14 protein-coding genes and 4 pseudogenes are annotated in these 11,910 nt (G+C 51.5%); 2 read left to right on the top strand and 16 right to left on the bottom strand.

What is annotated here, in order from left to right; translation table 11 throughout:
* Positions 1–100 precede the first annotated feature (100 nt).
* The 3 genes from hsp20 to ACQUTI_RS22490 form a co-directional block, all read right to left on the bottom strand.
* Entirely contained in the window at positions 101–670 is a 570-nt protein-coding gene (gene hsp20, locus ACQUTI_RS22480; RefSeq protein WP_058837170.1) for a small heat shock protein sHSP20, read from the bottom strand.
* A 32-nt stretch (positions 671–702) separates the two neighbouring features.
* Positions 703–984, bottom strand: coding sequence for a helix-turn-helix domain-containing protein (locus tag ACQUTI_RS22485; protein WP_049015292.1), 282 nt, complete (start codon positions 982–984; stop codon positions 703–705).
* A gap of 306 nt (positions 985–1,290) precedes the next feature.
* Entirely contained in the window at positions 1,291–1,554 is a 264-nt protein-coding gene (locus ACQUTI_RS22490; RefSeq protein WP_049015287.1) for a hypothetical protein, read from the bottom strand.
* Between the two features lie 14 nt (positions 1,555–1,568).
* On the opposite strand from ACQUTI_RS22490, the gene ACQUTI_RS22495 reads away from it, so the two are divergent.
* The gene (locus ACQUTI_RS22495; RefSeq protein WP_162556057.1) at positions 1,569–1,832 is read left to right on the top strand and encodes a transposase; all 264 of its coding nucleotides are present in this window, start codon (positions 1,569–1,571) and stop codon (positions 1,830–1,832) included.
* Positions 1,777–1,941: pseudogene (locus ACQUTI_RS22500) on the top strand (transposase domain-containing protein); the annotation flags it as partial. The gene ACQUTI_RS22495 and the pseudogene ACQUTI_RS22500, both read left to right, overlap by 56 nt.
* Before the next feature lie 290 nt (positions 1,942–2,231).
* Here the strand turns inward: ACQUTI_RS22500 and ACQUTI_RS22505 are convergent.
* From ACQUTI_RS22505 to ACQUTI_RS22565, 13 genes and pseudogenes are all read right to left on the bottom strand, one after another.
* A pseudogene (locus ACQUTI_RS22505) lies at positions 2,232–2,332 on the bottom strand (ATP-binding protein); the annotation flags it as partial.
* Entirely contained in the window at positions 2,329–2,820 is a 492-nt protein-coding gene (locus tag ACQUTI_RS22510) for a Tn7-like element transposition protein TnsE (protein WP_058837171.1), read from the bottom strand. The pseudogene ACQUTI_RS22505 and the gene ACQUTI_RS22510, both read right to left, overlap by 4 nt.
* Positions 2,817–3,134, bottom strand: a complete 318-nt coding sequence (locus ACQUTI_RS22515) for a hypothetical protein (RefSeq protein WP_080861691.1) — start codon at positions 3,132–3,134, stop codon at positions 2,817–2,819. Before ACQUTI_RS22515 ends, ACQUTI_RS22510 begins: the two co-directional genes overlap by 4 nt.
* A pseudogene (locus ACQUTI_RS22520) lies at positions 3,086–3,435 on the bottom strand (HNH endonuclease). The gene ACQUTI_RS22515 and the pseudogene ACQUTI_RS22520 overlap by 49 nt, the downstream one beginning before the upstream one ends.
* A gap of 153 nt (positions 3,436–3,588) precedes the next feature.
* A complete protein-coding gene (locus ACQUTI_RS22525) occupies positions 3,589–3,813 on the bottom strand; it encodes a DNA gyrase subunit B (protein WP_223790111.1) in 225 nt (74 codons plus the stop codon).
* Positions 3,814–4,614: 801 nt separating this feature from the next.
* Complete coding sequence (locus ACQUTI_RS22530; protein ID WP_428923374.1) at positions 4,615–4,977, bottom strand: hypothetical protein; 363 nt, start codon at positions 4,975–4,977, stop codon at positions 4,615–4,617.
* A 208-nt stretch (positions 4,978–5,185) separates the two neighbouring features.
* Positions 5,186–5,536, bottom strand: coding sequence for a hypothetical protein (locus tag ACQUTI_RS22535; protein WP_085395243.1), 351 nt, complete (start codon positions 5,534–5,536; stop codon positions 5,186–5,188).
* Positions 5,533–6,030, bottom strand: coding sequence for a lysozyme (locus ACQUTI_RS22540; protein WP_023279523.1), 498 nt, complete (start codon positions 6,028–6,030; stop codon positions 5,533–5,535). The genes ACQUTI_RS22535 and ACQUTI_RS22540 overlap by 4 nt, the downstream gene beginning before the upstream one ends.
* Positions 6,030–6,245, bottom strand: a complete 216-nt coding sequence (locus ACQUTI_RS22545; protein ID WP_017880269.1) for a class II holin family protein — start codon at positions 6,243–6,245, stop codon at positions 6,030–6,032. The genes ACQUTI_RS22540 and ACQUTI_RS22545 overlap by 1 nt, the downstream gene beginning before the upstream one ends.
* Positions 6,246–7,598: 1,353 nt before the next feature.
* Positions 7,599–8,930, bottom strand: coding sequence for a group II intron reverse transcriptase/maturase (gene ltrA / locus ACQUTI_RS22550; RefSeq protein ID WP_225545498.1), 1,332 nt, complete (start codon positions 8,928–8,930; stop codon positions 7,599–7,601).
* A gap of 551 nt (positions 8,931–9,481) precedes the next feature.
* Positions 9,482–10,164 (bottom strand): annotated as a pseudogene (locus ACQUTI_RS22555) (IS1 family transposase).
* Between the two features lie 50 nt (positions 10,165–10,214).
* Positions 10,215–11,090, bottom strand: a complete 876-nt coding sequence (locus ACQUTI_RS22560; RefSeq protein WP_225545494.1) for a LysR family transcriptional regulator — start codon at positions 11,088–11,090, stop codon at positions 10,215–10,217.
* A gap of 112 nt (positions 11,091–11,202) precedes the next feature.
* On the bottom strand, positions 11,203–11,907 hold the full coding sequence (locus tag ACQUTI_RS22565; protein WP_225545493.1) for a gamma-glutamylcyclotransferase: 705 nt from the start codon (positions 11,905–11,907) through the stop codon (positions 11,203–11,205).
* Between the last annotated feature and the right edge of the window lie 3 nt (positions 11,908–11,910).

Below are 11,910 nucleotides of genomic sequence, written 5' to 3' on the forward strand. Positions count from 1 at the left end.
TGCTCCTGAGAAGGTTGACAAGGTTGAGGCGACGAGGCATCGCAAGCCGCGACACCTCGTCTCGAGCCGGGTTTTTCTTGTGACGAACGAGCCGGCGACGTCAGCCGTTGATCGGGATCGAGCGCCCCTGCTTCGGCGAGCTGACCTCGCGCTTGTCAATCGTGACCGTGAGCACCCCGTTCTTGAACGATGCCTTGATCGAATCCTGGTTGGCGTCGTCAGGCAGGTTCAAGGCACGCTGAAAGCTGCCGTAGGCTCGCTCCACACGGTGGAAGCCACCTTCCTTCTTCTCCTGTTCCTGGCGCTTCTCGCCACGCACCATCAGCACGTCGTTGTCGAGGGTGATCTGGATGTCCTTCTCCTCGACACCGGGCACTTCCAGGGCAATCTTGTACTGCTTGTCGGTTTCCTGGATGTCCAGGGCCGGCTTCAGCATGCCCGACCAATCGGATGGCCACTGCGGCATGTTCAACGCCGGAAAACCGAAGCCCCGGAATGCGTCATCGAACAGCCGGTCGATTTCCCGATGCAGTTGCAGGATCGGGCTGACTGGCCCACTCGCCGCTGGCAGGTCATTGCGCTGCACCGGCAGGGAAGAGGCGCTCTGCTGCTCTTGCTGCTCGTTCTTGAACCAGTTCCAGGGAGCCAACTTCTTGAAATCGATGTCCATGTCATACCTCCAGAAAAATTGGAACGAGTTACTCAAGCCCTTTGCCTGCTGCGACGGGCAGTGCGCCCAGGCAACACGGGCTGCTCGGATGACTTCTGCTGTTCACGCTTGCGCATCACCTCCTTCTTTGCTCCGGCTCGGGTCTGATCATTGATCCACTGAGCGATTTCACTTTGACGAAACCGCCACGTCCCGCCCACCTTGAAAGCCGTAGTTTCCCCATGCGCGGCGAGCCGATAAAGCGTCCGTTTGCCGACTTTCAAGTACGCAGCCAATTCATCGAGCGCGAAAATCACCTGTAGGTGCGCTTTCATCTCACCCTCTCTAATCGCGTCGCTTTGCGGTTCCGGCCTAGGAAATCCTTGCAAAACTTTGTAAGATATCACGCTTACCATGACAAACTTCAAGAGTCAAGAGTCAAGAGTCAAGAGTCAAGAGTCAAGAGTCAAGAGTCAAGAGTCAAGAGTCAAGAGTCAAGAGTCAAGAGTCAAGAGTCAATGTACAGCGTTCTCCCGCCCCATTGATGCAGGTCAACTGCTCAGGCAAGGCGCAGGGGGTGGCCTGAGCAGGCAATGGACAGCGCCTGGTTCGTCAGCCTGCGTGTGCCACAGGCGCCTCGATCAAACACCGATCCTCACGTTGTAGCCGAGTGCCCGCAGCCCCTTGCTCGTCTGCATGTGCCTTGGCGGAAACTCGTCTGGGCGCGTCCAGACGACGATTTCCCCGAGGCTGCTCAGGCCAACGTGCGGAATTGCCCAGTCGTCGCTGCGGATCGCGTTCCAGAGTCGGGCCGAAACACTTCCGTTGCCCCAGGCAACGTAGTTCAACAGTATCCGTCCGGCCAACACACCTTCCCGACACCGCCGCCGAAGGCCATGGCCCATCAAGCGGATTTTCCATGCGCCCTCAGCGCTGTACCTACAGCAAACCTTTCAAGGCCCAGGTCATTCAGGAGTGTTCTGAACCCGGGGCCTCCATCGCAAACATCGCCTTGGGCTACAGCCTCAATGCCAACCTCGTCCACAAATGGATTCGCCTGCTTACCCAGAAAACCACGGCTATCCAGCCAGCGTTCATCCCCTTGCCTTCTCAAATGCTCGGCGCGGGTTCGTATGCTCAAGCGCGCTGCTGCGATCATGAGTTTGATCCAGTCGGCCCGTAATAATGGGCACGATCCGTATGCCTATCTCAAGGATGTGCTGACACGGTTGCCGGCTCAGCGGGCGAGTGAGATTGCAGAGCTGCTGCCGCATAGGTGGCATCCGGCATAGTCGCGCAAGACGGTTTGCCCGCACGCTTACGTTCAACAGCTCAAGCACCGTCCGCCCTTCGCGGGATCGTTGCCGCCAGAGCCACACGCCGAACTTTTCCATCTTGTCGTCGCCGGCCAGCTGTCAGTCAGACAAGCCCAGGTGCTCGTTTTCCTGCTTGATCGCGTGGTCTCGGATCGCGTGCACCCGGGAAACGGCATCCACGAACTGCCACCATCTCTTAGCTTGGCGGGGTCAAGCCAGCCGGGATGCTCGGACGGTTACGCTGGTCCGCGCCCAGTTGCAGCACCAAGGTCGGCCGCAGTGATGAAGCGGGTCTTGATGCCGCACTGCCCGCCCGATAGCGCAGTGCGATGGCCAGATGCGTCTTGCCGACTCCCAAGGGGCCTATATCGCCTTGGCATGGCTCCGGGCAGTTTCGGGGAGGCTGCACGCAGTGCGCGACAAGATGTATCGCAGCCGAACTGCGGTGTATTCTGCAATCAGCCTAGGGCCGCGTGTATCCGCTGCTTCCGGTCGAACACCCGGGCATGGTTGGCCCGCCCCAGATGAGCTTTCTTTCGGGTAATGCGCAGAGTGCAAAGGCTCACAGTACTTCGCCATGGTGCCTGGCCAACGCAACGAGCTTTTCACTGTCTCCCTTAAGATCCTGTCTATGCATTTTCCTGCCTCAACACCTGCTTTGAAGCCCATGATCCGCGTTGACATGGTCTTCCGGTTGTCTGAGGTATCGGTTATACATCGCAGCTGGCTGGTCTGGACGGCTCCAACCTCAGCTGCAATTACCTCCATCGTCAACGTAGCCACTTTGTTCCCGTCTGCATCAGCGCTGGATGCATAGAACATGGAGAGCGTCAGATCCGTGCGTTTATACATCATTGCTTACCTCCCCTACGATGGCGGGAACGATGACCGCCGGGAAACGGAGATTGTTGATCCTGTACCAGCTCACCCACTAAAGGTTCCTGAGCCGACTCAGCAGCCGGTGCCGGTGCAATATCATGCGCAATCGTCAGTTTCAGCAGTGGGCGGCCGCCCTGAACATGCTCAAAATGGATGCCATGCACGGCTTCATTCATTCGTGACTGACCATCAGTCTCCAGAACGGTCAAAACGCCATCAACGTATTCAATTTTGAAACTCTTCATCGGGTTCTCTCTGTTGCTGTTTTCTTGCTGTGGCAGGTCCAGCACAATGACTCCAGATTAAAGTCATCATCGGTACCGCCATGAGCTTTAGGAATGATGTGGTCGACACTTGAGGCTTTCGTGGCAATACCGTCTCGCCTGCAGTTCTGACAAAGGTATTTATCCCTCTTCATGATACGGGCCCGTTTAATTTCCCACGGACGACCATAACCACGTGCATGCCGAGTTTTTCCGGGCTGATAGTTACGCCAGCCATCACCGGCGTGTTGCTGCCGATGGATCTGACATCATTCGTTACTGCCGTGCATCCTTTGTGCCGGCAAGGTCGTTTAGCGCGTGGAGGCATAACTTTTTCCGAAGTTAGTGATAACGCAGTCGTTAACACCGTTTTGTGTTACAGGGATGATGCCAGGGTGAACTTGGGTGAACTTGATGCCATATTCACCCCAATAAAAAGCCCCGCATAAGCGGGGCTGTAGATTCAGAAATATGGTTTTGGCTACTGGTAGGTATCTGCGAAATGCCCTTCGATCTGAGATCTGACATCAACAGTTTCGTCTAACTTTAAGGAATCATAGCCCTTAATATGGAAATGAGGCTCATATGCATAAATCGTAATAAATGCATATGACCCTTCATCTCCCGTGAAAATCTCATATTTGACGCGAGAAAGACCGGCACCAACTAACATGTATGTATCCAGAAGCTTCTGGGTATTCATCATCCATTCCTTTTCCTTTAAAAATCCTTATCAGCATACATGAATTCGATGGATGACGACAGCAATGAATTCTTGCATACTTCGAAAAAAAACCTCAATATCAGTAAATTAATACCCATACAGACCCCCAAATATGCCAAAAAATAAAGCAGAAAGCAGCCAGGCAAGTGCAGTCTTCTTCATTAAGACTCCGTAAAATGCTATAGACATTGCTAGACACAGCGTTATAAAAACTGGCCACATAGTCAATAAAAAAAGCAAATAACCAAAAACCCCACTATTAATAGTTATATTCACCGCTAACTTAACCCTGACGTTCTAAATATGAGCTGTATCGCATGACACCATGCAATCTGTTCTTTCTGGCGAACTATAGCATTATCAAAGCCACTTAGTGAATGCTTGATGCCTTAGCCGCTGAGCTCCGTTAACTGATTTACACCCGCTACGCTTGTTATATCCGGAGTGTTGTCTAAACTATCTAATGACTTTGCTCTGCCACGACAAAGTCCGTCGTTCTACCTGTGAGCTCATGGATGAGCCACTTCCTGTAGTATCTGGCCTTCCATTTTTTCTCAAAACCAGTAGAAAAACATCCCGCAATCTGACTACACTCCTACATTGGCTGCCCCTGCAGCACCCCGTCAATTTGTCGGATTTACTCCACGGGGTTTTTTATAACCTGAAACTGCTGGACAAAAGGCTCCAAGAACTAAGCCCACCAGCAGCACATTTCCAGGATATCCAGAAACAGGATACCTAAGAGTTGTTATGTCCTTCGAACATATAAGGCGCGTATGATGATTAGTTATATTCAAACCTGAGCTCATCAAGCCTTAATGGTTTTCTTATAAAATTATTTTTGCATTCGATAATGAGTATCTGCCCCTCGCGCAATGCGCAAAGCATAGGAGAGGATTTATCGGGATCACCATTTCCACCGGTGTAATCATTAACCACCAAAAGAGTGTAATCAATCGTGTTATCTCTGACAAGATTGATATTCCCAGCATTCTGCTCACCTCGTAAAATATACTTACCCTGCTTATCTTTTATACCATGAGAGAGAGCCCCTCCTTTATTAAAATAATAGATAAAAATCTTAAGTCCACCATCTGATACAAGTACTGCCAATGACAGTTTGTCACCTGAAGCTGGATCAGACATTCTTGCATAACATTTTTTAATCACAATCCACCCACTCATTTTTGGGTAGGATATAAGCAAGGCAGGGACTGAACTCAACAAGAAAATAACCTATCCGGCTATAGCTTTATAATAAGCCTGCCAGCGGTACTTATCCAATCTCAGTTGCCGCAAGCACTGAGTGCTTTCAATATCAGCCTGCAGATCTTCGTCGCTGTCCTTCGCGGCGTCACTTGCTTTGCACGGCGGGCTCATCAAATCCGGGGATGGAGTTGGCAGCATCGATGGCCCGCTGACGCAGCTGCACAGCATCATCATCAAACCTGCATACAATACGATTCGGAGACTGAACATATTTCACCACGTCACGTGTTATTGTTTTGTAGATGACCTTACCCGCTTCGTTAGCAGTAGCGGCCTTTTCCTCTACAGGCTTAATGGTACTCTCGGCCTTCTCTCTCTTCTTTGAAGCTTGAGCATTGATGTGATCAGCGTGAGAACTCCAGCCTGAGCGCCACGAAATCACGTTAGAGGCCAGCAGGATTGTTATAGTGATGATAACGGCGGTTAAGCGACTCATCTTTGCTCCCATAAACAAACTTCACGCTCAACTTCCCTCCGGGTAATAAGTCCTTTCCACTGCTTACCTTTGGCATAGGTCCAGCGGAGCAGTTGATCGCACGCTCCTTTAGGGTCACCCTGGTTGATTTTGCGAAGCAGTGTGGAGGTCTGGAAGTTACCAGTTCCGACGTTATAGGCGAACGAGTACAAAGCCCCACGCATAGTTTCTGGGATCGGTTTTTTGATGTAAGGGTTGATCTGCCTGGCGACGGTATTCAGGTCTTTATTTAGTAGCGCCCGACACTCTGCCTCGGTATAGGTTTTGCCGAGCATGATGTCTTTACCTGTGTGGCCGTAGCAAACCGTCCAGACACCTACCACATCCTGATAAGGGTCGTATCGCACTCCCTCAAGCCCATCATTACCCGTCGGGCCAGTAATGAGTGCAGAGGCAATCGCAAAGGCTCCACCGCCGACTGCAGCAAGAACGCTTTTACGTAGTGTCGGAGACATTATTCACCTCGCACAGCTTTTCGCCGGTCTTCTTTAATTTTGAAATACAGATTCGTCAGGTATGTCAGCAAGCCAAATACCAGACTTCCCAGAACACCAATAGCGGCCCACTGGGATGGGGATACTTTGTCAAGCAATTGCAACATCCAGAACCCCGCGTTACCTGCGGACGTTCCGTAGGCAATACCTGTTGTTAGCTTGTCCATTCGATACATACTCCACCTCCGGATTAACGGGGTGCTTTGTGCGTGTAGGGGGTCAGGCCCACCGGGCTGATTTAACAACGAGCCGTATCGATGATGATTCCCGTGAGCCTGAAATGAAAAAGGCCACGCAAATGCGCAGCCTTTGAATAGATCCGCTGGAAAAGAACAGCCCACGCGTTAACGTGGGCTTGAGGTGAAGTTGTGGTGCCGGGTGCCTCCCGGTAAGCCTTTGGTCAGCCACCATGACTCGCGCATTCGGTTTAGCAATAAAACAATACTGTTTACGCCCCTCCGCTCAGGGGGATTCACCACCCATAAAACTTAACATCTCAATAACGTCTCTTCAATGCCAAACGTCGCCATGACCTATTTTTTCGGCGTAAAGCATCCTTCTGTTCCGCTTCTTATTGCTTTGAGCCTCACTCCGTTGAAGGGGAAAGGAGTTCCTGCAAATGAATCCATCGCCTTCCTTGTTTTGATGATTTATTTGGGCAGATTACGAGCAAAAAAAAACCGCCAGAGAAGCGGGAAGAAAATTGGCAGCCAAGGCTGTAACGAAAGGAAGGTGCACCTAATAGTCCGAGCTACCGATTTACCAGGAAGCATTCACTTTTGCCGTTACGTTCTATAAACATAGAAGGGCAACCGCAAAAGTAAACCCACTATGAAATATTCAATATGCTTAGTGACAGTGTGGTGCCGGGTGCCTCCCGGTGAGCATGCCCCAGTCGGCATGGCCCGCGCTGCATTTACAGGTTTCTGTAACTGACTGGTCGCCCCTCCGCATAGGGGGATTCACCACCTTAATAATTTATGATGCAAACATTCAAAGTGTCAATATCTGACCATACCGCCAGCCCCTCTGCCATAATATAAGCCAACAACGCCCACTTAAATTGTATGCATTCTAATGCTTAAAGCTATTGCGAAACCCTGACTCAATGTAGCACTCACTGATATCAGGTAAATACGATGTAAGTAAAATACTTTCTACTGATAACCAAAGAATTTCAGAGATTTTTGAACGTTTGGCAGAAATAGCAGCTAAAACTGCTGAATTAACAAGCAACCCTAATCTATCCCCTGCTCAAAAGCAGGTAGCATGTGACAGTTACTTTATCGAACATGATCAGTTAACAACCGAAGCCCTAGAGATCTTCAAAAAAATCACTAAAAATCCTCGGTGAATGCTGAAGCATGTGAGATTGCGTATGCAACACGACGATATGACAGGAGTATTGATGCAGCGCATCTCGCGAATACCCCTGTCGTATCGCCGGAATCGGGATAGGGGCTGATCTCACGATCAGCCTCCTCCCACACCACCGTACGTACGGGTCCGTATACGGCGGTTCGGTTATGTTAATCGTCGCCCGCCTGTAACTCTGGCAGGCCCAGTCCGGTGAACAGGCGATTCGGGAGCGCTATATTCAGTGCCGGGCTACAGCTTATCCGCCACTGCTTGTGACAACTCCCCACCGTCTGCGCTGCAAGGGCTTTGCTGATACCACGACTGCGCAGTTCTTTGTAGCGTTTGCTACCCGTTTTCCACTGTTTCCAGAGGATACTGCGCAGCCTGCGCCTTATCCATCTGCTCAGTCCGCGCATCAGCGATGACCACTGGTTCAGCCTATAGTAGCTTTTCCACCCCGTCAGGTATCGCTTTAATGGCTGGATTAGCTGTTCAAGGCTTCTCCCTGTGGTGCGCCTTGTTAGTTCCTTTATCCGCGTTTTGAAGCGTTTCACCGACTCCGGCGACACCACGCACCACACCTGTTGCCCCCTTCTGAAGCTGTAACCCAGGAGCTTACGCGTCTCCGGATGCGCTACCGCGCTCTTGTCCGCGTTGACCTTCAGCTTCAGTTTGCGGCTCAGCCAGTGCGTCAGCCCCGCCATCACCCGGTTGCCTGCCCGTTCGCTTTTCACATACACATTACAGTCGTCTGCATAACGGGCGAACTTCAGACCCCGCTTCTCCAGTTCCTTGTCGAAGTCGTCCAGCAGTAAATTTGATAACAGCGGCGACAGCGGACCGCCCTGCGGCGTCCCTTCTGTCACTGGCCTTACCAGACCTGCTTCCATGACCCCTGCATTCAGGAACCTGCGGATAAGTGACAGCACCCGTTTGTCCGATACCCGTTTCGCTATCCGGTTCATCAGCACATCGTGATTCACCCGATCGAAGAACTTCTCCAGATCGAGATCGACCACCCAGTGATACCCGGCCCTGATGTATTCATGAGCCTGTTTCACTGCCTGATGGGCGGAGCGTCCGGGCCGGAACCCGTAGCTGCTGTCGCTGAACGACGCATCCCACCGCGCCTGCAACACCTGCATCATCGCCTGCTGGATAAAGCGATCCACCACCGTCGGGATGGTCACTCTTATTACAGGGGATGGTTGGTAGCTGCCGGACAGCAGTTGCGCTTTCAGTTCCGGCCAGTTGTGTCTCAGGTGCTCCGGCAGTTCGCTTACGCTCATGCCGTCGGCTCCCGCCGCACCTTTATTGGCCTTCACTCTTTTCAGGGCTTGCCTGAGATTGACTGGTTCACAGATGGCTTCCATCAGCCACGCTGTTGACGACGGACTTTCTCTGTTCGTCGGTGCCTGCACGGTTTCAGCCCCCTGAGAACCGGCATCAGGGGCTTCACCCCGTCCTCGGGCTTCAGGGCCGCGATGCGTTTTCTGCTGCATGACCGTTCAGAACCTCCGTTGGTACTCGTCACTCATTACCGTTCGGGCCTTCGGACGTCACGCCCTACTATGCCCTCTGCTGACTCCTGTACGCCGGTCAGCGCACCTTACGGTACGCTCAGTTCTGAATACAGAACGACAGACAGGTCTTCCGGGGTAAACCCAGCCGCTTTCACCACACACCTGCCCAATTTACCACCCCGCCTCTTGATGGTTATGGCCTTCGCAATCACTTGCTTGCTCCGCCAGGCAGGTAGGCCTCATATCGGGTTTCTGTTCGTCAGGTCATGGTTTTGCTGCACGCTTCCTTCAGACCCCGCCTCACGACGACGCCCTTGCGCTTCACTAGTCCTTCGCCACCATCAGGCTGGACAGGGGACTCTCACCCCCGAGCTGCTGAGCATGCCCGGCACACAAGATAAAGGGGGCAGACGCCCCCTTATTCCTGCCTCAGAGCATAAGATCTGAATCTTCTGGCAGAGTACTAATCCCTTCACCAAGTTTCAGTTGCAGCAAAACCTTTTCAAGCCAGCGGCGGTAATGACTCAAAATTATTGATAGTGTTTTATGTTCAGATAATGCACGATGACTTTGTCATGCAGCTCCACCGATTTTGAGAACGACAGCGACTTCCGTCCCAGCCTTGCCAGATGTTGTCTCAGATTCAGGTTATGTCGCTCAATGCGCTGAGTGTAACGCTTGCTGATAACGTGCAGCTTTCCCTTCAGGCGGGATTCATACAGCGACCAGCCATCCGTCATCCATATCACCACGTCAAGGGTGACAGCAGGCTCATAAGACGCCCCAGCGTCGCCATAGTGCGTTCACCGAATACGTGCGCAACAACCGTCTTCCGGAGCCAACAGCCAGCGCTGGCGCGATTTAGCCCCGACATAGCCCCACTGTTCGTCCATTTCCGCGCAGACGATGACGTCACTGCCCGGCTGTATGCGCGAGGTTACCGACTGCGGCCTGAGTTTTTTAAGTGACGTAAAATCGTGTTGAGGCCAACGCCCATAATGCGGGCGGTTGCCCGGCATCCAGCACCATTCATGGCCATATCAATGATTTTCTGGTGCGTACCGGGTTGAGAAGCGGTGTAAGTGAACTGCAGTTGCCATGTTTTACGGCAGTGAGAGCAGAGATAGCGCTGATGTCCGGCAGTGCTTTTGCCGTTACGCACCACCCCGTCAGTAGCTGAACAGGAGGGACAGCTGATAAAAACAGAAGCCACTGGAGCACCTCAAAAAAACCATCATACACTAAATCTGTAAGTTGGCAGCATCACCGAAAGAGAGTAAGAATATAATCGCGAATATAACCAATTGCCTGACTCTTCAGCCCCCTCTTATTCCAGACAAGATACAGGTTATTAGTAGGAGCATCTGTAACAGCATTGGCGGCAAGCAACCTGCCGTCAGACAAGGCATCCTGACAGTGATAATCGGGCAGAACGCTCCAGCCATGGCCTTCGATTACCATGTTTTTAATAATGCGCAAATCGGGGATAGTAAATGCTGCTTTAATATCCGGTGATATCTGAAAAAACGATAACCAGATGCTTCTGATTAGGGGTAAATCTTCATCGTAGGCTATCAGCGGAGTCTGGCTTAATGATTCTTTCGTCGGTTTGCCTACTGCTCTGGCTAGCGCTGGCGCAAATACAAGCATCATTCGTTCAGTCAATAAATGAGCGAACGCGTACTGATGCTCATCTGGCATTGATGCCGTAACCGCGAGGTCAATGGCGCCTGAATCCAGTAAACTATAAATCAACTGCTTATTACCAGTATGTAACCGAAAATTGAAACCATCCGGTATCAGAGTTGCCAGAGAAGAAGCCAGTCGGTTATGTATAAAATCAGATGGACCGACAATATGAACCGTGCCGCCCTCAGTTTGCCCTAGCCGATAGGCGGCCAGTTTCATCTCAAGGCTATCAAGATGCGGCGCGACAGAACGAGCCAGCTCATCAGCTGCAACTGTTGATGCAACCCCTCTTGGCTGGCGAATAAAAAGAGGTTTACCGACAAACATCTCGATAGCCTGAATGTGTAAGGATGCCGTTGGTTGCGTGATCCCTAAATTAACCGCAGCCTGAGAGATGGAGCGAACACGATAGACTTCCAGAAATGTTCTCAAGTGCGTCAAATGGCTCATTTGGCAGTTTCCCTTACAGAAGATAACGCAATGATTATTCCAGAAGCCACGTTAGATTCTAAGAGCGGCAGGTAAATTTCGGCCTAAAGACTCACGGCAACGCTGAATCCCTTCAAATTTCCCCCGGATGTCCCCCCTTCTGGTAAGAACCATCCCAGCTCTGAGTAATGGCGCGTAGAGATTTAGACACATCAGAAACATAGCTGTCCAGGATATTCCAGGAATCGAGGGTTTGCTCAAGCTGATAGACGTAATCTGCATTACTGCCGATGGTTCCATGAGCCTGGAGAATAGCCGGAGAAACATCTTCTACCGAGCTGTTACTGATGTACAGTGAGTGGTGTCTGTCGCTGACAAATGTAATGGCATCGACTTGCTCCCCGGAATCCAGAACCACCTGCAGCCAGCAGGGCTGATACAAGCCCGTTATCATTTCGCGGATCCAGACCAGCAAAAGCTCTTTCTCAAGTCCGCTGTCAGACAGTCTGAATGCAATCCCCACGGCATCTCCGTTTTTATCCAGAGATAACATGCGGCCAGGTTTTTCCGGGACAGCTCTGCCGGAGATGAGACGGATACAAAAACGGCGCTGCCAGCCAGAAAGAGTTGCTTTACGCATCTCCTCCACTGCAAGTAATGGATTCCACATCAATGAACCATAAGCAAAAATCCAGACTGGAGCGCCAGAAGGGCGCTCCTTCAATGTTGTCAGCATAGACTCTGTGATTTTTTCACGATCCCAGATCATATGACCAGGGAGTGTTAATTCATGTGCCCGGTGGAATTCTCCACTCAGAATGTAATCACGAGTTAACATTAG

The sequence above is a fragment of the Klebsiella sp. 7-CIP_Kleb. genome, from assembly GCF_050378655.1.
Lineage (GTDB): Bacteria > Pseudomonadota > Gammaproteobacteria > Enterobacterales > Enterobacteriaceae > Klebsiella > Klebsiella quasipneumoniae.

Coding starts and splice junctions, on each gene's coding strand:
- hsp20 (WP_058837170.1), bottom strand. CDS start 670: ATGGACATCGATTTCAAGAAGTTGGCTCCCTGGAACTGGTTCAAGAAC.
- ACQUTI_RS22485 (WP_049015292.1), bottom strand. CDS start 984: ATGAAAGCGCACCTACAGGTGATTTTCGCGCTCGATGAATTGGCTGCG.
- ACQUTI_RS22490 (WP_049015287.1), bottom strand. CDS start 1,554: ATGGGCCATGGCCTTCGGCGGCGGTGTCGGGAAGGTGTGTTGGCCGGA.
- ACQUTI_RS22495 (WP_162556057.1), top strand. CDS start 1,569: ATGCGCCCTCAGCGCTGTACCTACAGCAAACCTTTCAAGGCCCAGGTC.
- ACQUTI_RS22510 (WP_058837171.1), bottom strand. CDS start 2,820: ATGATGTATAAACGCACGGATCTGACGCTCTCCATGTTCTATGCATCC.
- ACQUTI_RS22525 (WP_223790111.1), bottom strand. CDS start 3,813: ATGATGAATACCCAGAAGCTTCTGGATACATACATGTTAGTTGGTGCC.
- ACQUTI_RS22530 (WP_428923374.1), bottom strand. CDS start 4,977: ATGTCTGATCCAGCTTCAGGTGACAAACTGTCATTGGCAGTACTTGTA.
- ACQUTI_RS22535 (WP_085395243.1), bottom strand. CDS start 5,536: ATGAGTCGCTTAACCGCCGTTATCATCACTATAACAATCCTGCTGGCC.
- ACQUTI_RS22540 (WP_023279523.1), bottom strand. CDS start 6,030: ATGTCTCCGACACTACGTAAAAGCGTTCTTGCTGCAGTCGGCGGTGGA.
- ACQUTI_RS22545 (WP_017880269.1), bottom strand. CDS start 6,245: ATGTATCGAATGGACAAGCTAACAACAGGTATTGCCTACGGAACGTCC.
- ltrA (WP_225545498.1), bottom strand. CDS start 8,930: ATGCAGCAGAAAACGCATCGCGGCCCTGAAGCCCGAGGACGGGGTGAA.
- ACQUTI_RS22560 (WP_225545494.1), bottom strand. CDS start 11,090: ATGAGCCATTTGACGCACTTGAGAACATTTCTGGAAGTCTATCGTGTT.
- ACQUTI_RS22565 (WP_225545493.1), bottom strand. CDS start 11,907: ATGTTAACTCGTGATTACATTCTGAGTGGAGAATTCCACCGGGCACAT.